The organism is Phormidium sp. FACHB-1136, from assembly GCF_014697375.1.
Classification (GTDB): Bacteria; Cyanobacteriota; Cyanobacteriia; order Phormidesmidales; family Phormidesmidaceae; genus Nodosilinea.
The window spans coordinates 1-23,755 of the sequence record NZ_JACJRS010000027.1; the positions used below are offsets into that span (position 1 = coordinate 1).

The following is a 23,755-nucleotide window of genomic DNA, read 5'->3' on the forward strand; positions in this document are numbered from 1 at the left end:
AACGTATTGCGACTGATCTGCAAGACACGAGCGACGTGGCTCTTGCGCTCACCTCGGTCAACTGCGGCAACGGCCTTTACTCTTAAATCCACACTGTAGGGGGCAGGCATCGGGGTTCAGGGGCGGAAACAACATCCCTATTCTGTCCTAATCAGTCTCCGGGCTGCAATAGACCTCAGGCATGGCGAATGACGCCGGGGTGGGCCATAGGGAGTATTTAGGATCCAGGGGCACCCACCACGGCAATCACCTGATCCTGATTGGTGGCGGCGTAGCTATTGGGGGGATAGCGATCCACATGGCGAAACAGAGCAATGGGCTTTTGCACCCGGCAAGTGTAAAACTCGACGATGACTTCAGCATCGGGCCGCAGCACCACCTTGGGGGAAAAGTCCTCCGGCATTTTGGTGCGCCATTGCCAAGGGAGCTTAGGGGGAACGGCAGCTATGAAGCGATGGTGAGTCCAGCGGGCATAGCGGCCAAAGCGGCCAAACTCACGGATCTCGCGGATAAAAATTGAGGCGGAGAGGAAGGAGGCTAGGGATCCATCCCCCTCGATGCCGCCCATCAGGTTAGGGAGGGCACCCATGGGGTTAGGGGACTGATCCTTCGATGCCGATTCAATGGCCTCCTCTAGGCGTTCCGTGGTGCTCAACAAACCGGGCAGGGCGACGGTGGTGCCCATACCGCCCTCTTTGTCTTGGCGCAGATAGGTGACCAATCGTATCCCAGGGGCTAACCACAGACCGGGCAGTTTCCCCAAAACCTCCGAAGGATCCAGGGTGCTCACAAACCAGCGGCCTTCGGTGTTGGGGGCAGGTAGGTTCTCCTCCAGGTCATCCCCCACCCGAAACAGATCGCCCAGGGCATCTAAGGATCCTGGAATACTTTCGTCATCCTCCGGCGCAGATTCCTTGGTCTGGCCCTCTGCCACAGGCAATACCAGCGTCTCACGAATCAACTGACTCACTTTTTGGACGGTTGGGAGGGGGTATCGTTGAAACGCCATGGATGCCGTATCCGGCGGTTAGCCGAGAAGTGAGGGGGTAGATCCCGAATCCGATATCGCTGATGAGAGCGACTTCAGAGCGCCCCTAACCCTTGGAATATCCCAGGACGTGAAGCGCCAATCGAGGCTGGAGGGGATGCCACTGAGAATACCCCTAGGCTAGGGTAGAGCTCGTGCTCCCAGGTAAATAACAATATTTCTACATTAATTTCCCTAGCCATCCGCACAATCTAGCGAAAATTAGCCATTCCTAAGGCCCATGGCTAAGACAAGCTGCCAAAGCTAAAGTGCGCCCCAGAGTTGTTGGCCCAGAGCGCACTCGCCATTATCTTAGATCCTACGTCTCAGATGCTAGCCAATCCTAGGTCAGCCAACCCTTAACCCGCTCTAAGCTGGCCCAGCCCGGTTTGCGGCTGAGGCCATCTTCGATGTTTTGCAGCACTTCAGTACGGAGTTCTTCCGCCACGGTCATCACCTGTCCGGCAATTTCAACGTGTTGGCGCACGCCCGGTTTGCCCGCATCGAGCATGGCTACGGCCAGATTGACGCGGCTTTGGGGATCCTGGGGGCTGAGCTTGACGGATTTCTGGGCGGCTTTGAGGGCGGAATTGGGCTTGTCGGTGAGCAGATAGAGCCAGGACAAACAGGCCCAGGCCGCCGCGCTTTTGGGGGCACGGTCGCAAATGTCTTTGAAAACAGGAATTAAATCGGCGGGTGCTTCCCCCGCTTTGTAGCGCTCAATGGCCGCATCGAACAGGGATTCAACGGTTTGGGTCATGGGTTCGGTGGAGATTAGGCCCCAAAGGATTTGCCGCAGCCGCAGGTTTGGCTGGCGTTGGGGTTGGTGAACTGGAAGCCACCGCCAATCAGGGCGTCGCTGTAGTCGAGCATCATCCCATAGAGATAGAGCAGACTCTTTTTGTCGCAGACGACCTGGAAGCCGTCGTAGTCGTAGACTTCGTCGTGTTCGTTGATGTTGCTGGAGTCTTCAAAGTCCATGGTGTAGGACATGCCGGAGCAACCGCCCTGGCGCACCCCAACCCGCAAACAAAGAGCTTTTTCCCCCTGCTGCTGTTGGAGCGCCTTGACGTGCTTCAGCGCCGTTTCGGAGAGCAGAATGCCTCGAGTTTGTTCGGTGACCTGTGCCATGACAACCTTAAAAATCGACTAGGAACTTTGGACGCAGACTTGGCAGAAGGTGGCCGCTATAGGCTTAGCGATTCACCATTCTAACGGTTAATGATGACCCTAGGGCGGGCAAATAATGTTTTGAAATCTAACACTTTTAAGGGGCAACCTTCGCGATTTCCCCCGGAACTTTCTATAGTTTACTCTGAGGCTTTCGTGGATCGTGGGGCTATGGGCCTACCAATGGGGGGGGTATCATTAAACTCCTCTATGCCGATGGTTGCCTTTCGCCTATATCCCGCTGCCTATGTTCGCCGAATTGCGCCCCATTGCGGGGGAATCTCGCTAGGCTGTTATCCTAAATTCTCCACCCTGAGCACCTTAGTCCATGACTCGATTGCCCCAAACGACCATCGACCGCCTGAAGCAATTACCCCGAGTGGCCAGTGTGTGGGAGGGCGATCGGCGGCCCGTGAATGGCTTAGTAGAGGAGGACTCGAACCCCTGGAGCCGAACCGACCAGGGCGATCATAGCGACTGCATTCTTTGGGTGGATAGTGGTCAGGGTACGGTGCGCGGCATTACCATGGTCTCCTCCAGCAGTGGCTATGCGCCCATTGTGCGAACGCTGATCCAGGCCATCGAATCGCCCCAGAGTTCCCTGCCCCCGGCTCGCCCCAAGAAAATTGTGGTGCGGGATCGCGAGATCCAGTTTTACCTGCGGGGGGCTATCCAAGGGCTCGATATTGAAGTGGACTATGCCCCAGAACTACCGCTGATTGACGAGCTATTCAACGCCCTTCAGCAGGCTAGTCGCATGGAGGAGGCGGAACTGCCCGACCGCTACGGCAACGCCATGATCGACCAGGCCATGGAGATTTGGGAACTTGGCCCCTGGCACAGCCTCAACGAGCAGCAGGTAATCGCCATTGAACTAAACGCCTGGGACATTGAAACCCTTTATGTGTCGGTGTTGGGCATGGGTGGGGTGGAGTATGGCCTGCTGATGTATCGCACCCTGGATTCCCTCAAGCAGTTTCGGGATCGGGTGCTGATGGGGCAACAGTCGCCCAAGCAGATGCAGGAGGCGTTCCTAGAGCAAGACTGCCTATTTGTGAACTTTGAACTGCTAGAGGATTCCCCCTCGGGTGGCCCCTTTGCGGCCCTGGGCTGGGCCAATGCCGCCCCCGATGCCGTGGATCCCATTTTTGGCAGCATTCACCCCTTGGAAGGTCTACGCAGTCAACTCGCGGATGAGGAAGGGGCCATTTTTCTGGTGGCTATGGAGGCGCTCCAACGGTTTTTGACCAAACATCGGTCGCGCCTAGAAAAGCCCCCCTACCCGGCCCTGCAAGGCAGCTATCGGATTCCAAACCCGGAAAAAAGCCATGCTCCGGCCCTAAAGGTGACCGTCAAAACCCTGCCGGAGGTGACGGAAGAACTGCTAGAGCAAACCGAGAATGCCATCGGCGATGACGACGAGGTGCTCACCTTCCCAACCCTGCGCGACGACTATGTGCCGGAGGGGTCGATCATTTTACTCACCCAAATCCAGCGTTCCTGGCTCGATTTGGTGAAACGTGATCCCGTGGTGGCCTATGTGGATAACCCCGACCGCCCCCTGCCCAACCAGGCCACTCTGCCAGCGGTGATTATCCAAACCTCCCGCCCCAAGGCCAAAACCCTGATCCAAAATCTCAGGCAGGCCCAGGGCGTCAAGGCCATCTGCTTTAATCCGGGCCGTGATCCCTTCAATGGCACTAGCTTTGAACTGGGGCTGCTGCAAACGGGGGATGGGGAACTGCATCTCTTTGCCGAATACGACGATGGCCCTGGCCCTGATCAACAGCATTTGGCCCGGTGGGAACAGTGGCAAAAAGCCAGCCAAGGCTGCTGCGCCGTCGTCATCACCAGCGGCATTACCGGGCAGGCCAAGGGCAACCCCAGCATTAAGGACATCGTGGGCGTGTTTGAGGCCCGCCACCGCGCCCCCGCCGACCTCAACCTGCCGCCCTTGCTGTTGCAATATGCCGCTGAATGGGAGTGAGAAATCGGCGTTGAGCAAGCATCCCAAGGCCGGGGGGCTTGGTATAATCCCCTGCAACACACCATCCATAAGGGAAAACGGCAATGGCGGAGTGGCAGATGATTGAGGGCGGCGTCACGGCTCCTAAGGGCTTCCAGGCATCGGGCATTACGGCGGGGCTGAAGCCCTCCGGTGCGCCGGATTTGGCCCTGATTTATTCCGAATGTGACGCCATTGCGGCGGGGGTATTCACCACCAGCCACGTTCGCGCCGCCTGTGTAGACTATTGCCGCCAGCGCCTAGAGGCCCGATCCAGCAGTCGCGCCGTTTTAGTCAACGCCGGACAGGCCAACGCCTGTACGGGCAACCAGGGCTGGGTGGATACCGTAGACAGTGCCGAAGCCCTAGCCGCCGCCCTGAATATTTCCGCCGATGCCGTACTGATTGCCTCCACCGGGGTGATTGGCCAGCGGATCAAAATGGATCAGCTTAAGGCGGGCATTCCCCCCCTGGTGCAAGCCCTTTCCCCCACAGGTTCCGATGCCGCTGCGTCCGCCATCATCACCACCGACCTGGTGCCCAAAACCATTGCCATGGAAACCCTCCTCCACGACCGCCCGGTGCGCATCGGCGGCATTGCCAAGGGGTCGGGCATGATCCATCCCAACATGGCCACCATGCTGTCCTTCGTCACCTGCGATGCCACAGTTTCCCCCACCCTGTGGCAGGATATGCTGCGCCGCGCCGCCGACCGTAGCTTTAACCAAATCACCGTCGATGGCGACACCAGCACCAACGATTCCCTGATTGCCCTGGCCAATGGCGAATCGCGCACCCCCGCCATCACCGACGAAGGCCCAGAGGCCGAGCAGCTTGAGGCCATGCTCACCGCCGTGTGCCAATACCTGGCTAAATCCATTGCCCGCGATGGCGAAGGGGCCACCTGTTTAATCGAAGTCACCGTCTCCGGGGCCGTCAACCAAGCCGCCGCGAACCAAGTGGCCCGCACCATTGCCGGATCCTCCCTAGTGAAATCCGCCATCTTTGGTCACGATCCCAACTGGGGCCGCATCGCCGCCGCCGCCGGACGGGCCGGGGTCACCTTTGACCAAGCCGATCTGCGGGTGCAACTGGGCGACTTCCTACTCATGGAACATGGCCAACCCCTCGTCTTCGACCGATCTGCTGCCAGTGCCTACCTCACCCAGGCCAGCCAAGGCGAGTACCTGAAAACCGACACCGTGGCCATCCAGGTGTCCATCGGCGATGGCCCTGGGTTTGGCCAAGCCTGGGGCTGCGACCTCAGCTACGACTACGTGAAAATCAACGCCGAATACACCACCTAAGCACAGGGCTTGGACGGTGAATGGGCCATCGGCAGGGCTTGACTCCAAGATCAAACGCTCAAGCGTCATGCCATCTGGCTGCGATAGCAGTCCTCCATGATTTGTGAGCGATTGCAGGGGCGTAACCCTTGATAAGGCTGATCCTTAGTTCTTACGAATGGCCTAGGACTGCTCTATGTGGTGACTCTATCGCTGACCACTAGGCGGTTACTTTGCCGAGGGCTTCCATGGCTTGGTGGGTGCTGAGGAAAACCCGTTCCGAACCGCCCAAATGGTCAACGAAGCCCGCCTTTAGGAGTTGATCCATCACTGGCCCCTTCACGTCGCTTAAATACACCGTCACTCCGGCTTCCCGCAGTCCTTCGATCAGGTTTTCGAGGGTTTCGAGGGCGCTACCGTCAATGTGGTTGATGGCACTGCAAATGAGCAGGAGGGAATCGGCACTGGGGTGATCGGCCACCGCGTACAGCAGGTAATCTTCTAGGTATTTGGTATTAGCAAAGTAGAGACTTTCGTCGATACGGATAGCGAGGACGTTGGTATAGGTCTGGACCTCGTGGCGTTTGATGTTGCGGAAATGTTCTGTATTGCCTACACGGCCCACTTCGGCAATGTGGGGCCGACTGGTGCGCCCCAGGTAAAACACCACAGAGGTGATGAAGCCGACGACAATCCCGGCTTCGATTCCCACGATCAGCACCGCCATGAAGGTGATGATCAACACCCAGGCATCAGCCCGATCCGCCCGCCAGAGATGTTTCAGACTGTCGAAATCCAGCAAGTTCAGGACTGCCACTAGGATGACTGCGGCTAGGGCCGCTTGGGGCAGATAGTAGAACAAGGGCGTGAAAAAGAGGACGACCAGGGCAATCAGCAACGCGGTGATGATTGAAGCCAGCCCTGTATTGGCCCCCGCCGTGAAGTTCACGAAGGATCGGCTGAAGCCCCCGGTAACGGGATAGCCCCCGGTAAAGGCGGCTCCTAGGTTAGCGGCCCCCAGGCCAATGAGTTCCTGGTTGGCATCAATGCGCTGCCGTCGCTTACTGGCCAGGGATTTAGCCACGGCAATGCTCTCCATAAAACCCACAAAGCTGATGGTCAGAGCCATGGGCATCAGCCGCTGCCACAGCGAGATATCTAAGGGAGGCCGAGTCAGGGGCGGCAATCCGCTAGGAATTTCCCCCACGATAGCTACTCCAGATCGGCTATCCAACCCTAGTAGCGCCACCAGTAAAATCGTGGCTAAAACCACCAACAGTGGGCCACCCCGGCTGATCGGCGTGGCCCACAGGGGTGGAACCCCCCAGTCCTGGAGCAGTTTGGGCAGACGTTTCCCAAAAAACAGGAGCACTGCCATACTGCCTAGGCCCAGGCCCAGGGTGACGCCGTTGGTTTCTGGGATGGCCTGCACCAAGTGGGACAGGGTTGCAAAAAAACTTTCGGAGGAGGGAATCTTAACCCCTAGCAGGTGCTTAAACTGGCTGGCTCCAATTACCAGGGCAGCAGCGTTGGTAAAGCCTACAATCACCGCGTGGCTGAGGAAGTTGACCAGAAAGCCCAGCCGAACGACCCCCATCACCACCTGGATAATGCCAATCATGAGGGCCAAAGCCAAGGCCGCTGCGAGGTAGTCTGCACTGCCCGCCTCTGCCACCTGCCCCACACTGGTCGCCACCAGCAACGACACCATGGCCACTGGCCCCACCGCCAAGGCCCGACTGGTGCCCAGAGCGGCATAGAGCATCAGCGGCAAAATGCTGGCATATAGCCCCACCTGGGGCGGCAACCCAGCCAGCATGGCGTAGGCCATCCCCTGGGGGATTAGCATAATCGCCACAATCGCCCCAGCCATCGCATCGCCTACCAGGTCGGTGGACTGATAGTTCAATCCCCAATCCACAATGGGCAGGTAGCGACGCAGGGGTCTCAGCCAGGGGGAAGACGGAACGGCAGAGGCCGCTGGAGTGGGAGACTTGGCCATAGGTCAATAGAATCAGGACGGGTTTATTTCTAGAATAGGCCATCTTAAGATTTATTGACCATCTGACTATCTAGGAATATAAAGTGGGGCATGGGATGGCGGGGAAAGTTGCTAGCCCAGTCATGCAGGCCGATTCTAAACCCCGCAGGGGCAAGTGAATCTTGGCCATCGTCTGCGGGGTAGCCCGTGGCCCCAGGGTGATTAGCCGCAGTCCTGCGGCCAAGTCCTTAGGCGGGGCGGGCGGTAACCAACGGGAGACTCGAGTTGGCGTCCGATGAGGTCGATGCGGCGGCGGCGCGATCTGGGAGAGAGGACGGGGGAAGTTCGCACTGTCCGGCCTCTAGCATCAGAGCCTCCAGCATCAGGCCATACTCCAGCCCTTCGGTGACGGCCTGGTAGGAGGCTTCGATGATGTTTGTAGAAACACCCAGGGTTGTCCAGCGCTGGTGGCCGTTGCTCGATTCTACGAGCACTCGGGTTTTGGCCTCGGTGCCTGCACCGCTGTCGATAATCCGAACCTTATAGTCCGATAGGTGAAACTGGGCAATGGCGGGGTAGAAGTTCAGCAACGCCTTGCGCAGAGCCGCATCCAGGGCGGCGACGGGGCCATTGCCTTCGGCGGCGGTGAGGATGTCCTGGCCATTGACAGCGACCTTAATCGTGGCCATGGCTTGGCTGCTGTGGTCGGCCCCGTTGCCCTGAAGCTGGCAGTTGATGTAGAAGCCCCTGAGGTCGAAAAAGTGGGGCCGATCCCCCAGGGCTTCCCGCATCAGCAGTTCAAAGCTGGCCTCGGCGGCCTCAAATTGGTAGCCCTCGTGTTCGAGGGTTTTCAGGCGGGTGAGCAGTTGGCGAGAGGCGGGATCTTGGCGATCTAGGTTGAGCCCAAAGCTGCGGGCCTTAACGAGGACGTTGCTGAGACCCGACTGATCCGACACCACAATGCGGCGGCGGTTGCCCACCTGGGTCGGGTCGATGTGTTCGTAGGTTTTGGGATCTTTTTCCACGGCACTCACATGGATGCCACCCTTGTGGGCAAAGGCGGATCGCCCCACGTAGGGCGCATGGTCGTCGGGGGCGAGATTCACCACTTCGCTGACAAAGCGGCTGGTTTCCGCCAGGGTTTCTAACCGGGCTGGGGCAATGCAGGGGTAGCCCAGCTTGATCTGAAGGTTGGGGATCAGGGTACACAAATCCGCGTTGCCGCAGCGTTCGCCATAGCCGTTGATGGTGCCCTGTACCATGGTGGCTCCGGCCTCCACCGCTGCCATGGCGTTGGCCACCGCCACCCCGCCATCGTTGTGGGTGTGGATGCCCACCTGGGGCCGAGGCGCTGGGAAAGCTTGGAGCCAAGCCTTCACCGCTGCCGTGATTTCGCCCACCTCCCTAGGCAGGGTGCCGCCGTTGGTGTCGCACAGCACCAGCCATTCTGCTCCGGCGTTAACCGCAGATTCTAGGGTTTGGAGGGCGTAGTCGGGGTTGGCCTTGTAGCCGTCGAACCAGTGCTCGGCGTCGTAGATGACCCGTCGCCCCTGGCTGCGAAAGTGGCGGATGGTGTCGTCAATCATGGCCAGGTTTTCGGCCAGGGTGGTGTTTAGCCCCACGGTGACATGCAAATCCCAGGACTTCCCAAATAGCGTGATCCACGTCGTCCCCGCTGCCAAAACGGGCTGAAGCAGGGCATCCTCTGCTGCCACTTTCCCCGGTCGGCGGGTGGAACAAAAGGCCGTCACCTGGGCCTGGGTGAGGGGATTATCCTGAATCTGGGCGAAAAATTGTCCATCCTTGGGGTTTGCCCCCGGCCAGCCACCCTCAATAAACGACACCCCCAGGGCATCCAATTTGCGGGCAATGCGTAGCTTGTCCTCCGTAGACAGGGCCAAGCCTTCCCGCTGGGCACCGTCCCGCAGGGTTGTGTCGTAAATGGCAATGACGGCCTGTTCCTGTAACCCCTGACCAATTCCACCGTGATGTTGAACCTCGTTCCCTTGAAACCCGTTGTCGTGTTGCACCATTGCGTTCTTCCCCGCCACCGTAGGATGAGCACTGCCCACCATTGCCATTCTCAGCTTAGCCAGCCTAGGCCAGTCCCTTTCGGTTTTGGCACGGGGGTGTCATAAAACGTAGATCTTCCCTAAAACCCATTTCCATAACACCGATTTTCCTAAAACCGGAGATCGAGATCTTCGGGGGCGCGGTTGCGTAGATCGTCCGGCAGCATCGGGGACTGGGACTGGTCAGGGGATGAGGGCAGGCTAACATTGGGGCGATTGGGCGGTATCTCCGCTGGGGGGCGGGCGGCAGGGGGGGCGGTTTGACGCTGAGAACTGGGGGGCGCAGTTTGGCCCTGGGAGGTGGTGCTGGTGGCTGGGTTGGGGCGGCTGGTGCGTTGGCCTTCGGGGGTGATGACAATGGGCGGGTTGGGGTTGGGGTTAAAGGTTTCAAAGGTGACGGCCCGCAGGATGGGGGGATTTTGGCCGTCGCTCACCCGCAGAGTGATAGTGGTGGTGCCGGAGGGGGGCAGGGGTAGACGCAAACTCCCTGCTTTGCCGACACTGCCGGGGGAAGGTAATAGTTCAACCTGGGTGGTGGCCCCGCCCTCTACCTGCCAGTCCAACTGAAAGCCGGGGATGGGCTGACCGGGCTCTACGGGCACCAAATATTTGGGCTGTGCCTCCCGACCATTGATCCGAAAGGCCGTAATGCCAACGGGGCGGGGCTGGATTTCCACCACTTCGCTGACCTTCGTTGCGGGTTCTTCGGTGTCCTCTAGTCCGATAGGGATGGGGGTGAGTTCAAACTGGTACTGGCCCACCTGGGTCATACCCGTGGGCACCCCTTGGCAAACCAGGTGTTGGCCGATCTGGCAGAAGGGTTTCAGTTCTTCGGGCAGGGTAATTTGGGTGGGATTTTCTGGGTCTCGCAGGGAAAACCGCCGTCCGCCCAGGGTGGTGCCTCCGGGCTGGCGCACCACGAGCAGAAGGTCTTGCAGCACCGCTGGATGGGTGACAATCCAACTCAATTCCACGCCTCTACCCGTCACCGGGGGGGGCAGGGTGGGGGCATTGGGGCTGGCAGCGGTGCCTGCTTCGGAGTAGATCACCTGTTGTGGGACTAATTCTAGGGCGGTGGGCAGGGGCCGCTCGGTGATGCTGACGAGGCTGCTGGTGGCCTGCACGGGGGGCAGATTGAGAACCCCTCTGGGCCGTAGGGTGATTTCAAAGCGGTATTGTCCGGGCTCGCGCACCTGGGTGGGCACATTTTGGCAGGTAAGTTGGCGATGGGTTTGGCTACAATAGGCCAGCAATTCCACAGGCAGAGAAGCCCCGGAGAGGTCGTAAACCAGGGGATCCCCCACCAAAGCCCCTGCCTCGGTGAGGGTACGCACGGTAATGGCTTCTAACTGGTTTGGGTGGCTAATCTGCCAGTTCAGCAGCGGCGTTTGCTGTTCGGTGACCGCATACTGACTGGCGGTAGTCGAAATATCAAGAACGTAGGGCCGCAGGGGCGGACGGATGAGCCAAGCCCACAACCCATAGCCAAGACCACCTAGGACTAAGATTCCTATCCCCTGGCGCAATCGCCGTTGCCACCTCGGTCGGGGAAATTCTGGCGGGGCGGGCGGGCGGGGCGGAGCCAGGGCTAGGGCAGCGGCGGTGGCCGGATGGTCTACCGTTGAATGGGCACTGAGTGATTCCATCCCATCCGGCGATGGGGTCGCTGGGGCCGATCCCTCAGCGCTGTTATCCGATGTTTGCCACGATTCAAAGGGAGACTGGGTCATCGTAATCCTGCATCCTCACATTCCGCCAACGGTTAGCGGGGGCACCGCCGTCCATGGTCAACGGAACAATCATAAAGGTTGACCTCCCAGGATGACATTTCGCCACACCCAGAATGAGGAATCGCCGATTGATGTAGGCGATAATAGAGGATATTGAGAGACTCACGGCCATGACGACTAGCTCAGACCGCCTAGACCGCATTGAAGCCCTGGTAGAACGCAACAGTGAGGCCATTCAACAACTGACCGAAGAAACCAAGGAACTCAAAATTCGCTTTGCCGCCTATCAACAGGCGTCTCAGTGGGTGGTTAATCTGGCTTTTGGGCTCTTGGCCACGGCAACCATTACCACTATCGTTACAGCGGTGGTGAAGTAGTCGGGGGGGCGAACGTCCCTCAGCGTCGCGTTCGTTGGAGCTTAGGCGTCACCCATGGCCTACTGGTTCGATGGTCAACCCGTCAAAGGTACGGAGCTGACCCTAGCCGTTCATGAACCCGCCTTGCTCTATGGGGCCACGGTGTTTACCACGTTGCGGGTCTACCGCAACAATCTAGACCACCCCCTCACCCGTTGGGAGGATCACCTGCATCGGTTGCGCCACGGTTTGGCGGCGTTCCAATGGCCAGAGCCAGACTGGGATCGGGTACGCCGGGGGGGCGACTGGCTGCAACAATCCTTCCCCATTGTACGAATTACCTGTCTGCCCGATGGCCGAGAACTGCTGACAGGTCGCTCCTTACCCTCAGACTTAGCGGTAATGCAGGCCCAAGGCATTACCGCTTGGCTGGCAGCGGGGGATCTCTATCGGCGTGCCCTGCCTGGGTATAAAACCGGGAACTACCTGGGTGGCTGGCTGGCGCTACAGCAGGCCCAACGCCAAGGGGCACGGGAAGCCATTTTGATTGACTCGGCTGGGCATTGGCTGGAAACCAGTACGGGCAACCTCTGGGGCTGGGCCAACGGGCAATGGTGGACGCCGCCCCTAGAGAATGGCCTACTGCCGGGGATGGCACGACTGCACCTGTGTGAGCACCTACAGAATCAGGGCATCTCTGTGTGTCAAGATCCCTGGGTACCGGAGGTTGTGCAACGGTTTGAGGCTCTGGCCTATTCCAACTCCGCTGTGCAGGTGGTTCCCATTCACACGGTTCTAGCCAATCACAGTAGACTATTCTTTAACCCTCAAATTGGGAGTCTGCGGGGGTTGCGGGCGGCCTTTGAAGCACCCTAGCCCGGAATTTGGGCCGGAAGATGGCCCATTCCGACAGATGACGTTAACATTAGTTAATAATCTTCTAATTAAACGGTTTACTCAAACCCTGGTTTACTCAAACCCTGTTCTGAGATCAAACGGTTCCCAAACACGTTCAACACAGTTCAACACACATATTAGTGGAGGCATTACCCCGGTGAATAAACGGTGGAGAAATGCAGGTCTATACGCACTGCTGGTAATTGTGGTCATTGCCCTGGCCACGGCCATCTTTGACGGCTCTGGCGTCGAAACCCAGACCTGGCGCTACAGCAAGTTCCTAGACGCTGTACAAGGCAATCAGATCGAGCGCGTCAGCATTAGTTCTGACCGCACCCGTGCCCGGTTTACGGATCCAGCGGGCAACGGCCAAATCATTGTGAACCTGCCCAACGATCCCGAACTGATCAGCACCCTGGAAACCAACAACGTGGACATTCTGGTGCTGCCCCAAAGCGACGACAGCGTCTGGGTTCGCGCCTTTAGTACCCTGTTGATTCCGGTGCTGCTGCTGGTGGTGCTGTTCTTTGTGCTGCGCCGCGCCCAAAATGGCCCCGGTAGCCAAGCCATGAACTTTGGGAAATCCAAGGCCCGTGTGCAGATGGAGCCCCAAACCCAAGTCACCTTTGGCGATGTGGCCGGGATTGAGCAGGCCAAGCTGGAACTCACCGAAGTGGTGGACTTCCTCAAGAACGCCGACCGCTTCACCGCCGTGGGGGCCAAAATTCCCAAGGGTGTGCTGCTAGTTGGCCCTCCGGGGACGGGTAAAACCCTGCTGGCCAAGGCCGTGGCGGGCGAAGCAGGCGTGCCCTTCTTCTCCATCTCCGGTTCCGAGTTTGTGGAGATGTTTGTGGGGGTGGGTGCCTCCCGCGTCCGCGACCTGTTTGAACAGGCCAAGGCCAACGCCCCCTGTATCGTCTTCATCGACGAGATTGATGCCGTTGGTCGTCAGCGCGGTGCGGGTCTCGGCGGCGGCAACGACGAGCGGGAACAAACCCTCAACCAACTGCTAACCGAAATGGACGGCTTTGAGGGCAACACGGGGATTATCATCATCGCGGCTACCAACCGCCCCGACGTGTTGGATGCCGCCCTGCTGCGCCCCGGTCGTTTTGACCGCCAGGTGGTGGTGGATCGGCCCGACTATGCCGGACGCCTGGAAATCCTCAACGTCCACGCCCGTGGCAAGACCTTCTCTAAGGATGTGGATCTGCAGAAGATCGCCCGTCGTACCCCTGGCTTTACCGGGGCCGACCTGTCTAACCTGCTGAACGAAGCCGCCATCCTCGCCGCCCGTCGCAACCTCACCGAAATCTCCATGGATGAGGTGAACGACGCCATCGACCGGGTGCTGGCTGGCCCCGAGAAGAAAGATCGCGTCATGAGCGAACGCCGCAAGGAACTGGTGGCCTACCACGAAGCCGGACACGCCCTCGTCGGTGCCCTGATGCCGGACTACGACCCTGTGCAGAAGATCAGCATCATTCCCCGTGGTCGGGCGGGTGGTCTCACCTGGTTTACCCCCAGCGAAGATCGGCTGGAGTCGGGTCTCTACTCTCGGTCTTATCTGCAAAACCAGATGGCCGTGGCCCTCGGTGGCCGTATTGCCGAGGAGATTATCTTTGGCGAAGAGGAAGTCACCACCGGGGCGTCTAACGACCTGCAACAGGTGGCCCGCGTGGCTCGCCAAATGGTGACTCGCTTCGGTATGAGCGACAAACTCGGCCCCGTGGCCCTCGGTCGCCAACAGGGCAACATGTTCCTAGGCCGCGACATTGCCGCCGAGCGGGATTTCTCTGAGGAAACCGCCGCCACCATCGACTCCGAAGTGCGTTCCCTGGTGGATGAAGCCTACCGTCGCGCCAAAGACGTTCTGGTCAGCAACCGCCACATCCTCGACCAACTGGCCCGGATGCTGGTGGATAAGGAAACCGTCGATGCCGACGAGCTCCAGCAACTTCTGGCTACCAGCGATGTGCGCATGGCCTCCATTGCCTAGGCCATCCAATCGGGTTAGATAGCTCAAATCCCCGGTTTTTAAGAAACCGGGGATTTTTTGTAGGTCTTTTTGGCAGACCTCTATTCCTATCCGCCGATGCCTAGCCGACAGCCGCAACCTTTTCCTCAACCACCTGGGTTAGGCCCACCCAGGAACCCCGTTCGTCGTAGCTACGAATCAATCGCTGCCTTAGGGTTGGCGTGATTAACCAACCCAGTTCTAGGAAAAAGGGGTAACCGGGCACGATGGCGGTCGGGAAGGTGACGGAAGCTCCACTAGGCAGGAGCAGTACCGTCACAGGCTGGCGACCCTGGCTAAATTGAATCATTCCTCCCACCCGTTGACCTTGGCTTTCCAGGGTGGGGCCAGGGGCAAGACTGAGGGTTTGTGTGAGGGTGTCAGGAGCGGGGGCCATGAGCACTAGGCGACTCGATACGACCGTTTCTGGCTGGTAATCAGGATAGACCGTGGTCGCCTGTCCTATCCAGGTGCCCAACAGTTGATCCACCGAGAGCGGGGAACGCAGACTGGGACGTGCATCTTTTAAGTGTTCTCGAATCAGCGTTAACGATCCTAGGCTGGCCTGTCGAGGAAACACTAGGGCGAGCCGTAGCCGTTCATGCCCGTGGATGAGTCCCAACTCTGCCCCAAACTCACTCACTGGGCTCCACTGGATCGACCCTTGGGAAAACGCCCCATCCTCGCAGAACAAGACTCCCCGCCCCAGAGACCGATATTCCAATACGGTTTCCTGCGTCGGTTTCCCGGAGGGCCATTTGCGGATTTCCTGGCGCATGTTGTTACCGCCATCCTGGGCAACTAGGGTCACCTCCGTGGGGGTATCATCTTGGATTTCTCCCGCCGAGGACATCTGGGTAAACGATCCCACCCATGCCCCTTGGTTTTTCAGTAATCGTTCCCACTGCGAGGCCAATGGCATGACTCCTAATCTGCAATACTCCGGACAGTTTTTGGGAGAGGTTAGAGGAAATCTACCCACCGTATAGAGTGCAAGGGTACGTAAAACACGGTACACCGATGGATAGCCTCACAAGCATCTTAGCGGGTCTGCTGGCGACAGCAGGCCCTTTAGCAAACCCCAGCAACAGTTTCTGATGACGTTGATAACCACGATTTTCGTGGCCTGCAGGAAGGTCAACGACACAAACCTGAGTCAATGCAGTGACACCAGTGAGCGTACCCACCGACGGCACTTTGAGGCTGGGCTGGGTCTAGAAGGCATCAATCAAGCCTTGATTGATCAGGTCATCGCCGACGACAGCCCCCGGATTGCCGTGGTCGATTGCACCTTTACCGAGAAAAGTGACCGTCACACCTACGGGCTGGACGGATTCTACAACGGCAAAACGCAGCGGGCCGAACGGGGGTTGGAAGGGTCGATGGTGGCGGTCGTTGATCTGGTGCAGAACACAGGCTATGCCCTCTCGGCGCAGCAAACCGAAGCGGGACTGGCAGCCTCAGTCCCAGCTACCAAGGAGGAGACACTCCCCCCCAAGAGCCGGGTTGACTTTTATCTGGGGCACTTGGCCTACTGCATCGCCTTCTTTCCCCCTGGGATTCGCGATGGGGTCGCCGATGGCTTCTACAGCAAACTCAAATGGGTGAGTGGGATGGTACAACTCGGCTGACCTTCGATTGGGCGCTTGCGCAGCGATGCTAGTCTCAAGGTTCTCTATGATGGCCCCCAGAAGCAGCGGGGCAACCGTCGTCGCTATGACGGCAAGGTCAATCTGGCCGACCCCAGTCGCTTCACCTTTGTTGAGACCTTAGCCGATGGTGTGTCTCTCTACGCCGCTGTCGTCTGGTCGGTCAGTCTCAAGCGCTGCATCCGCCTCGCCTATCTGCGGAAAGACGCCGCCCTACGCTCTACTCACGCTAATCCGGATGCCCCCCTCAAGTTCTCCATAGCCTCGCTCAAACGGCAGGCTCTAAATGAGCATCTTCTCGACTTATTTACGGCCACGTTCGACTTGGAGCCAACTTTGACTAAATCCCATCCCAACGACCAGACCCTCTTAAATTACGGGGTTATAGCCACCTAGGCTGGAGCCGTCAGACCCCGAAATCTGTTCGGAGTGTTGTTTAGGTTACGCTAAAGGCGTGGTTGGCAAGGTCGCTATCCTATGAGTGTTGTCATCTCAGATGAAATTCTGGAAACCTCTCAACTGACCCCAGACGAGTTTTGCCAGGAAATCGCCCTACCTCTGTTTCAAACGGGTCGTTTAACCCTGGGCTATGCCAGCCGTTTGGCAGATATGCCACTGAATGCTTTTCGCCAACTCTTAAATCAGCGCAAAATCGCCTTATATTCCTACAATTTTGAAGACTTTGAGCTGGATTTGAAAAACTTCCAGGAATTAGGGCGGTTGTGATTGTCATTAGCGACACATCAGCAATCACAAATTGGGCGACAATCGGCTCTAATCTTGAGAATCACGCCAGTGCAAGAGAAGTCATGAGCCATGCTACAGTATTGAATTTCAAAGAATTGGTCGTTGAACAAACTATTTTACTGCGACAGCGATTTAAGATTAAAACCCCTGATGCCATCATCGCTGCAACAGCGTTGGCTTAGCTATCTAAGATCCTAGGATTCTCTAACTTGCGAACAATTTTTCCTATGGCCCAAAGCAGAACCCTGGAATCTGTGCAGTGGCCCGAATTGCCAGTGCTACCTTGGAAGTATGTCAGGATAAAGGTTCTGCCCCTGATCTATGCTTTCACCGCACCGATGACTCTGACAGAAACCATGCTGGCCCCCCTAGCGGGCAATCCCCTGGCTGGATTGGCCCAGGCCGACGACCTATGGTTGCGCTATCGCACGGGCAACCTCCCCCTGTCTGACGGGGTGCAAACCTCCGCAGCCCCCCTAGGAGATGTGGATTGGGACGTGGTGGTTTGTGGCGGCACCCTGGGGGTGTTGCTGGCGGCGGGGCTGGCCCAGCGAGGCTGGCGAGTGGCGCTGATTGAGCGGGGTATTTTGCGAGGGCGCGAACAGGAATGGAACATTTCCCGGCGGGAACTGACCGACCTGGTGGATTTGGGGTTGCTCACGGAGGCCGAGCTGGAAGCCGTGATTGCCTCGGAATATAATCCGGCCCGGATTCAGTTTTTGGGTGGCGATCCGCTGTGGGTAAAGGACGTGCTGAATGTGGGGGTCGATCCTGTGGTGCTGCTGGAGACCCTCAAGCAGACCTTCCTGGCGGCGGGGGGGCAGTTGTTTGAGAACACTGCCTTCCAGGGGGCCATCATCCATGGCGATGGGGTGCAGGTGCAGGCAGGCCCAGGGTTCACAACGCGGCTGATGGTGGATGCCATGGGGCATTTTTCCCCGGTGGCACGGCAGGCCAGGGGCAACACCCGCCCCGATGCGGTGTGTTTGGTGGTGGGCACCTGCGCCGAGGGCTTCCCCCAAAACGACAGCGGTGACCTGATCGCGTCGGTTACCCCGATTCAGAACCAGTGCCAATACTTTTGGGAAGCCTTCCCCGCCAGGGATGGCCGCACCACCTACCTGTTCACCTACGTGGATGCCGACCCCCGACGGCTGAGTCTGACGGAACTGTTTGAGGCCTACTGGAACCTGCTGCCAGAGTACCAGTCGGTTAGCTTGGACAACCTGACCGTGAAGCGGGCGCTGTTTGGCTTCTTTCCCTGCTACCGAAATAGCCCCCTGCGCTATCCCTGGGGCCACACCCTGGCGGTGGGCGACAGCAGCGGCAGTCAGTCGCCCCTGAGTTTTGGTGGGTTTGGGGCGATGGTGCGCCACCTCAAACGGATCACAAACGGCATCGACGAAGCCCTCACCAGCAATTGCCTCGATGCCAGGGCACTGGGACGCCTTCAGCCCTACCAGCCCAACCTGTCCGTCACCTGGCTGTTCCAAAAATCCATGAGCGTGGGGATGGATCAAACCCTGCCGAAGCAGCGCATTAATGCCCTGCTGTCCACGATTTTTGCCGACATGGCGGGCCTAGGCGAGGCCACCCTCAAGCCCTTCTTGCAGGATGTGGTACAGTTTCCGGCCCTGGCCAAAACCCTGCTGGTGACGGGGCTAAAGCATCCCGCCCTAGTGGCCCAAATTATTCCCCAGGTGGGGCTGCCCACCCTGGCCGACTGGCTGCGGCACTACGGCAGTTTGGCGGGGTATAGCGCCTTGGCCACCTTGCTTCAGAACGTCAAACCCGCTGCGGATGCACTCCCCCCCATTCAGCGATACTATATGCATCGATGGCTGGATGCCCTTTCCTACGGCAGCGGCAAGGACTACAACGCCTAACCTCCCCCAAATTAATGACCCATCCGACCCAGCTTCACGAACGGCTCGTCAAGGAACTTCGGCAAGCCCCCGACCAGGTAAATTTGGCCAGGGCGGCCCTCTATGTTGCCCAGGAGGAATACCCGGATCTCGATATTCCGGCCCACCTGGAGATGATCGGCCGCATGGCGGAGACTCTGGGACAGCGGCTCCCCAAGACCTCCTATCCGCTCAAGTTGATTCGCGCCATCAATCAATACCTGTTTGAGGATCTCAACTTTCGCGGCAACACCGCCGATTACTACGACCCTCGCAACAGCTTTCTGAACGACGTACTGCATCGCCGGGTGGGCATTCCCATCACCCTGTCGCTGGTGTACTTAGAATTGGCCCAGCGAATTGGCTTTCCCATGGTAGGAGTGGGGATGCCAGGGCATTTCTTAATTCGGCCCACGGGGGAGGATATGGCGATTTTTGTCGATCCCTTCCACCAGGGCGAGATTTTGTTTGAGCAAGACTGCCGCGACCGCTTCCAACATCTGTTCGGCGATGGGGCACCGTTCAGTACCGACCACCTCACCCCCATTACCCCCACCGCCTTTGTGGTACGGATATTGGCCAACCTGAAAATGATTTACCTGCAACAGCGCAACGTTGCCAAGGCACTAGATGCCATCAACCGGATTTTGTTGATCTCCCCCGAAGCCACGGGGGAATGGCGGGATCGTGGCCTGATCCACTACCAACAAGGCCAAAACGATAAAGCCCTGCTCGATCTACAGCGCTACCTCTACGAAAGCCCCAACGCCACCGACGCCTACGAAATTCGCCGGGTGATTCAACAAATTGAGCGCGTGCAGGATGATTAATGCCCTACTCCCAGCCCACCATACCAACCGCCGTCTTGCCAGTGACGGCAACGGCACCGTATCCTGCCGCCGCACCAACACCTGCGGTGTGAATTTTGGGTTTAAAAAGTGTGCATTGGCGGCGAAATAGATATATTAGAGGCGGATTTCCCTTGTCCGGGGTGCTTCCTTCGTTTCGTCGTTGCTGTTCCGTTGTTACTTGAGGTGTGGCTCAACCATGGCCAGCGCAGTCACCATTCCCCCCTTTCCCGAAAGCGATCATCACCTGGTGCAGTCGCTTCAGCACCTCAGTGATCAAGAGCTGGTGATGTTATTTCAGCGAAACCCCGGTGCGGGGCGCTACTTTACGGCTATCTTTTGCCGCTATAGCCCCATGGTCTACAGCCTGATCCGCCATTCGGCTCGGTCTCCGGTGCAGGCCGACTACCTGTTTGCCCTCACTTGGCGGCACATTCTCCACGAACTGAATGGCCTTGCTTGCCCCACGGCCACCGAGGACAGCCAAAAGCCCTTCACCCTGCAAAACTGGCTGATCAATGTCACGGCCCTCTGCATTAACCAGGCAATGATTCCAGAGGTGGAGTCGATCCACTATTCCCTCGCCCAGGCATCGCCCCCCTTCTGGTGTTACCTAGAACAAGCCCTAGACCGCCTGCCACCCCTAGAACGGCTGGTGCTGGTGATGGCCCTCACCTTCCGCTGGAGTGAAGCCCGCATTGTGGCCTACCTGCGGGCCGAAGGGGAGCCGCTGTCTGCCGCCGATGTGCGTCAAATTCTCGACCAAGCCTACCGCCGCCTAGAGGAATCCCTACCCGAAGACATTCGGATCATCTACCTCAACCACCAGCCCCCCCACGAAGCCGCCGTGGCCGAGGGCGATCCCCTCGGGGATGACCTGCTAGAGGGTGTGTTCGACTGGCCCGACCGGGTGGCCGAGGTGCTAGGTCAATCGCCTCAGACCGCAACCCTAAGCGAGTGAGGCTCCTATGATGCAACGACCAATCAGGCCAACCATCAGGCCAACCATGGGACAAGCCATGGGAGGAACTATCGGGCGTTTGGGCTTCCTGCTCACCACCCTGGCCCTGCTGGGGGGAGAACCAGGGCTAGCCTCTAACCTCAATCAACAGTTAGACATTCAACCCCGCAATGCCACCCAGGGCCAAGCCCGCGACGTGGCCGACCAATGGGCGCAACTCGGCCACCAGCAAGCCGCCGCCGGAGAGTTGGCCCAAGCCACCCAGTCCTGGCGCGAAGCCGCCGCCATCTACGCTGCCCTAGGAGATATTCCGGCCCAGAGCCAGGTTTATAGTGCTATGGGCAGCGCCTTTTTGGCCCTGGGGCAATATCCAGAGGCCGAGCGAGCCTTTCAACTCCGAGTCGGCACCGCCCGCGACAGCAACGATCCTCTCGGGATGGTGTTTGGCCTCAATAACCTGGGCTCCATCCACCTCAGCCTAGGCCGTTTGGACGAAGCCCAAACCCACTTTGCCGAAGCCCTAGCCGTGGCCGAACCCACCCGCGACCCCCAGGCCATCGGCCTCTCCCTCAGCAATTTGGGACTGGTGGCCCTACGCCGTGAGCAGTGGGAACAGGCCGTGGCCCTGCTGGAACCTGCCGCCAACTACCGCCTGCTGGGCGGCGATACCCTTGGCGAAGCCAACACCTCGAACCACCTGGGGGAAGCCTACTTTGCCCTGGGCCGGGAAAACAACGCCATTGGAGCCTTTCGGGTGGGTCTGCGTCTAGGGGCCGAAGCCGAAGCCCGAGACACCCAACTACGGGCCATTGATGGCCTGTTGACCCTGTATTTTGGCCGAGAGGACTTCAATACGGCTAAACCCTTTTTAGATCGCCGCGTGGCCCTCACCGTAAACACCTCCGATCCCGATCTGCAAACCGTCCTTACCTTTCGTTGGCTGGGCGACTACTATCGCAACACCGGAGCCACCGAAAACGCGAGAACCGCCTACAGCCAGGGGCTGGCCCTATCCCGATCCCTAGTACTCAAAAGCCTAGAAGGCGAATTCACAAACCGCCTCCGCCGCCTCTAATACTAAATCCTGATGGCTTACCCCCGGTGCAAACGGGCGAGGAGACCTCGCCCCTACGGTTTGACGGGTTGGGAATCGAGGTTTTCTAATTCGGATTTGGTATAACTTCCCTTGTCCCCAGGATCCTCTCTTCTGCTTAGCCACCCCTGGCTACAATAATCCCTGGGCAATTTGAATCACCGATAGCGCGGTGCCCTGGTAGTAGTGGCCCAAAATTTGCGAGTAGCTATAGCCCTGGAGCGCCAGCCCCCTTGCCCCCCACTGGCTCATGCCGATACCGTGGCCAAAGCCGCGCCCATCAATGCGGATGGTGTCGCCCTGAATGGCAATGGAAAACAGCGTACTGCGGAGCCCCAAGGCTTGTCGCAGTTGGGTTCCGGTGAGGGTGCGAGTGCCCTGGGTGCCCTGGAGCCGAATGGAGGATACCCGACCACGGGGGGTAACCCGCTCGGTGGCTACCGCTTGCAGCCGTCCAATGCCCGTGACCCGCTGCTGAAACTGGCTGGCGGTGAAGGTTTCCGACCAGCGAAACACCGGGGCATCCTGGTCAAAGTCGGGTACGCTGCGCAGATAGGGGCGGGGCTGCTGCCAAATATCCTCCACATTTTCGGTGTGCCCCCCAGAGGAGGAGTGGAACACCGCCTCAATCACCCGTCCGCTGTGAGTCAGCACTTGGCCACGGGTGGCGTCCACGGCGGCAATGGTTGAGGAGGCTTCGCTGGCCAACCCCTTGTAGACCTGGTAGGCTGTGGTGGTGCCCACATCGTAGGACTCGGAAAGACTGCGATCTCGGCGATGGAGGGCGTAGGATCGAGCCGCCACCGCCTGGGCCTTGAGGGCTTCCTGGGGCCAACTGGCGGGCATTTCGGCCCCCAACACGCTGTAGAGATATTCTTCTAAATCGACCCAATTTACAGCGGTGACCTTGCCGCCGCTGGGCACCACCAACACGCGCCCTCGGTACCAGGCATCGTGAATAAAAATGTAGCCGTCGCTGGTGGGCTCCACCCAAAAGGCTTGGTCGCGCCAGTTCGCCAGCTTCAAAGCACCGCCCTCGGTGGTGACCATCACCGCTTGGCCCTGGGGAATTTGGCCTACGCTTTGCCCCGCCATGGTTTTGACCACTGCCGGGGTAGAACTGCCCACCGCCACCTGATCACGCGCCTCGGCGACGGCCACCCGCATTTCCACCGCCGCCTGCACAGGTAGGGCCACTAGCCAGCTTAGGGATAGCCCCAGACTAATCTTAAACAAGGTCAAAAAGCGGTTCAACGGAAGCCGAGAAACCGAGATCTGCTGGGGCTGCGTCATGGCATGGAGGGGATAAACAACGGCCTGGGGCTAGCTAAGACATCATGACCTAGCGACGGAAGACGCCTTTAAACTTACCATCGCTGGCTAGATCCGGCGCAACCCATCCCGACCTGCCTCTCTATGACGCCGTCCTTAGCGCCTAGGTTGCCCCTTGGCCCCCAGACGGTCAATTTAGTGGCACAGGGTGAATCAAACGCCCCTAGGGCAGAAGCGCCCGAGCCGCTGGGTAATACTCCACCCAGGCCAAAACATCGGGTCGGCGCTGCCAATCTCGGCGGCTGACGGCCACGGTCAATACGGGCATGGAGAGCCCCTGACTTTCTCCGACAATCGTCACGATGACGTCGGTCATCAGCACATCGCTGTCGAAGCTACGCTGAACGCCCGCCCGCGCAATAATTTCTGATCGCCGCAGAAAGGTCTCAAAGCTCTCGCCGGATTCTCGCACCAGGAAAAGATTGAGGCGAGAGGTATAGGCTTCGGCGGCGGGGGGGATAACGACTGCGGGCAGACCAACCCCAGCAAAGGCCAAGGCGAGGGTGAGCCCCACCCGTGCCAACCCCCGTCGCCATTGATCCCTGCTTGAAGCGCGACCGTGGGCCATGACAACCTCCTCCAAACCTTAGCTGCCCCCATTGTAGCGAGACTCCCCCAAAACGCCGCAGGAAACTGGAACGCCCAGGGCGTGAAAAATCGTGGGGGGTTTAATGCGCCTC

General features: G+C 58.8%; 21 protein-coding genes and 2 pseudogenes. 13 read left to right on the forward strand and 10 right to left on the reverse strand.

Going from position 1 to position 23,755, the window contains the following annotated elements; all coding sequences use genetic code 11:
- From H6G62_RS27810 to H6G62_RS10245, 4 genes and pseudogenes are all read right to left on the reverse strand, one after another.
- Positions 1 to 110, reverse strand: a pseudogene (locus H6G62_RS27810) (IS630 family transposase); the annotation flags it as partial.
- Positions 111 to 217: 107 nt separating this feature from the next.
- Entirely contained in the window at positions 218 to 1,009 is a 792-nt protein-coding gene (locus H6G62_RS10235; protein ID WP_190494722.1) for a hypothetical protein, read from the reverse strand.
- A 361-nt stretch (positions 1,010 to 1,370) separates the two neighbouring features.
- On the reverse strand, positions 1,371 to 1,787 hold the full coding sequence (locus H6G62_RS10240; protein ID WP_190494724.1) for a hypothetical protein: 417 nt from the start codon (positions 1,785 to 1,787) through the stop codon (positions 1,371 to 1,373).
- A 14-nt stretch (positions 1,788 to 1,801) separates the two neighbouring features.
- On the reverse strand, positions 1,802 to 2,158 hold the full coding sequence (locus H6G62_RS10245) for an iron-sulfur cluster assembly accessory protein (protein ID WP_190494726.1): 357 nt from the start codon (positions 2,156 to 2,158) through the stop codon (positions 1,802 to 1,804).
- A 367-nt stretch (positions 2,159 to 2,525) separates the two neighbouring features.
- Between H6G62_RS10245 and H6G62_RS10250 the strand changes: the two genes are divergently transcribed.
- Together H6G62_RS10250 and argJ are read left to right on the forward strand one after the other, a co-directional pair.
- The gene (locus H6G62_RS10250; protein WP_190494728.1) at positions 2,526 to 4,184 is read left to right on the forward strand and encodes a hypothetical protein; all 1,659 of its coding nucleotides are present in this window, start codon (positions 2,526 to 2,528) and stop codon (positions 4,182 to 4,184) included.
- 83 nt (positions 4,185 to 4,267) lie between these two features.
- Complete coding sequence (gene argJ / locus H6G62_RS10255; RefSeq protein WP_190494730.1) at positions 4,268 to 5,509, forward strand: bifunctional ornithine acetyltransferase/N-acetylglutamate synthase; 1,242 nt, start codon at positions 4,268 to 4,270, stop codon at positions 5,507 to 5,509.
- A gap of 199 nt (positions 5,510 to 5,708) precedes the next feature.
- On the opposite strand, the gene H6G62_RS10260 is transcribed toward argJ, so the two are convergent.
- The 3 genes from H6G62_RS10260 to H6G62_RS10270 form a co-directional block, all read right to left on the reverse strand.
- A complete protein-coding gene (locus H6G62_RS10260) occupies positions 5,709 to 7,490 on the reverse strand; it encodes a solute carrier family 26 protein (RefSeq protein WP_190494732.1) in 1,782 nt (593 codons plus the stop codon).
- Between the two features lie 227 nt (positions 7,491 to 7,717).
- Entirely contained in the window at positions 7,718 to 9,502 is a 1,785-nt protein-coding gene (cimA, locus tag H6G62_RS10265) for a citramalate synthase (protein ID WP_190494734.1), read from the reverse strand.
- Positions 9,503 to 9,651: 149 nt separating this feature from the next.
- Entirely contained in the window at positions 9,652 to 11,271 is a 1,620-nt protein-coding gene (locus H6G62_RS10270; protein WP_190494736.1) for a hypothetical protein, read from the reverse strand.
- Positions 11,272 to 11,441: 170 nt separating this feature from the next.
- Here H6G62_RS10270 and H6G62_RS10275 point away from each other — a divergent pair, with 170 nt between their 5' ends.
- From H6G62_RS10275 to ftsH3, 3 genes are all read left to right on the forward strand, one after another.
- Positions 11,442 to 11,648, forward strand: coding sequence for a hypothetical protein (locus tag H6G62_RS10275; protein WP_190494739.1), 207 nt, complete (start codon positions 11,442 to 11,444; stop codon positions 11,646 to 11,648).
- Between the two features lie 54 nt (positions 11,649 to 11,702).
- Positions 11,703 to 12,503, forward strand: a complete 801-nt coding sequence (locus tag H6G62_RS10280) for an aminotransferase class IV (protein WP_190494741.1) — start codon at positions 11,703 to 11,705, stop codon at positions 12,501 to 12,503.
- A 178-nt stretch (positions 12,504 to 12,681) separates the two neighbouring features.
- A complete protein-coding gene (gene ftsH3 / locus H6G62_RS10285; RefSeq protein ID WP_347239331.1) occupies positions 12,682 to 14,523 on the forward strand; it encodes an ATP-dependent zinc metalloprotease FtsH3 in 1,842 nt (613 codons plus the stop codon).
- A 100-nt stretch (positions 14,524 to 14,623) separates the two neighbouring features.
- Here the strand turns inward: ftsH3 and H6G62_RS10290 are convergent, their stop codons facing one another.
- Positions 14,624 to 15,463 (reverse strand): DUF3598 family protein, encoded by an 840-nt coding sequence (locus tag H6G62_RS10290; protein WP_190494743.1) that lies wholly within the window; start codon positions 15,461 to 15,463, stop codon positions 14,624 to 14,626.
- A gap of 355 nt (positions 15,464 to 15,818) precedes the next feature.
- Between H6G62_RS10290 and H6G62_RS10295 the strand changes: the two are divergent.
- The 8 genes and pseudogenes from H6G62_RS10295 to H6G62_RS10330 all read left to right on the forward strand — a co-directional run bounded on the left by H6G62_RS10295 (position 15,819) and on the right by H6G62_RS10330 (position 21,725).
- Positions 15,819 to 16,586 (forward strand): annotated as a pseudogene (locus H6G62_RS10295) (hypothetical protein).
- A gap of 81 nt (positions 16,587 to 16,667) precedes the next feature.
- Positions 16,668 to 16,916 carry a UPF0175 family protein gene (locus tag H6G62_RS10300; RefSeq protein WP_190494745.1) on the forward strand — a complete coding sequence of 83 codons (249 nt, stop codon included), beginning with the start codon at positions 16,668 to 16,670 and terminating at the stop codon, positions 16,914 to 16,916.
- Entirely contained in the window at positions 16,913 to 17,119 is a 207-nt protein-coding gene (locus H6G62_RS10305) for a hypothetical protein (RefSeq protein WP_190494747.1), read from the forward strand. The genes H6G62_RS10300 and H6G62_RS10305 overlap by 4 nt, the downstream gene beginning before the upstream one ends.
- A 156-nt stretch (positions 17,120 to 17,275) precedes the next feature.
- The gene (locus tag H6G62_RS10310) at positions 17,276 to 18,823 is read left to right on the forward strand and encodes an FAD-binding oxidoreductase (protein ID WP_190494818.1); all 1,548 of its coding nucleotides are present in this window, start codon (positions 17,276 to 17,278) and stop codon (positions 18,821 to 18,823) included.
- A 14-nt stretch (positions 18,824 to 18,837) separates the two neighbouring features.
- Positions 18,838 to 19,671 carry a tetratricopeptide repeat protein gene (locus tag H6G62_RS10315; RefSeq protein ID WP_190494749.1) on the forward strand — a complete coding sequence of 278 codons (834 nt, stop codon included), beginning with the start codon at positions 18,838 to 18,840 and terminating at the stop codon, positions 19,669 to 19,671.
- Positions 19,664 to 19,801 (forward strand): hypothetical protein, encoded by a 138-nt coding sequence (locus H6G62_RS10320; RefSeq protein WP_190494751.1) that lies wholly within the window; start codon positions 19,664 to 19,666, stop codon positions 19,799 to 19,801. The genes H6G62_RS10315 and H6G62_RS10320 overlap by 8 nt, the downstream gene beginning before the upstream one ends.
- Positions 19,802 to 19,888: 87 nt before the next feature.
- A complete protein-coding gene (locus H6G62_RS10325; RefSeq protein ID WP_242051921.1) occupies positions 19,889 to 20,650 on the forward strand; it encodes a sigma-70 family RNA polymerase sigma factor in 762 nt (253 codons plus the stop codon).
- A gap of 58 nt (positions 20,651 to 20,708) precedes the next feature.
- A complete protein-coding gene (locus tag H6G62_RS10330; RefSeq protein ID WP_190494753.1) occupies positions 20,709 to 21,725 on the forward strand; it encodes a tetratricopeptide repeat protein in 1,017 nt (338 codons plus the stop codon).
- A gap of 150 nt (positions 21,726 to 21,875) precedes the next feature.
- On the opposite strand, the gene H6G62_RS10335 is transcribed toward H6G62_RS10330, so the two are convergent.
- Together H6G62_RS10335 and H6G62_RS10340 are read right to left on the reverse strand one after the other, a co-directional pair.
- On the reverse strand, positions 21,876 to 23,036 hold the full coding sequence (locus H6G62_RS10335; RefSeq protein WP_190494755.1) for a SpoIID/LytB domain-containing protein: 1,161 nt from the start codon (positions 23,034 to 23,036) through the stop codon (positions 21,876 to 21,878).
- 202 nt (positions 23,037 to 23,238) lie between these two features.
- Positions 23,239 to 23,643 (reverse strand): hypothetical protein, encoded by a 405-nt coding sequence (locus H6G62_RS10340; protein WP_190494757.1) that lies wholly within the window; start codon positions 23,641 to 23,643, stop codon positions 23,239 to 23,241.
- Between the last annotated feature and the right edge of the window lie 112 nt (positions 23,644 to 23,755).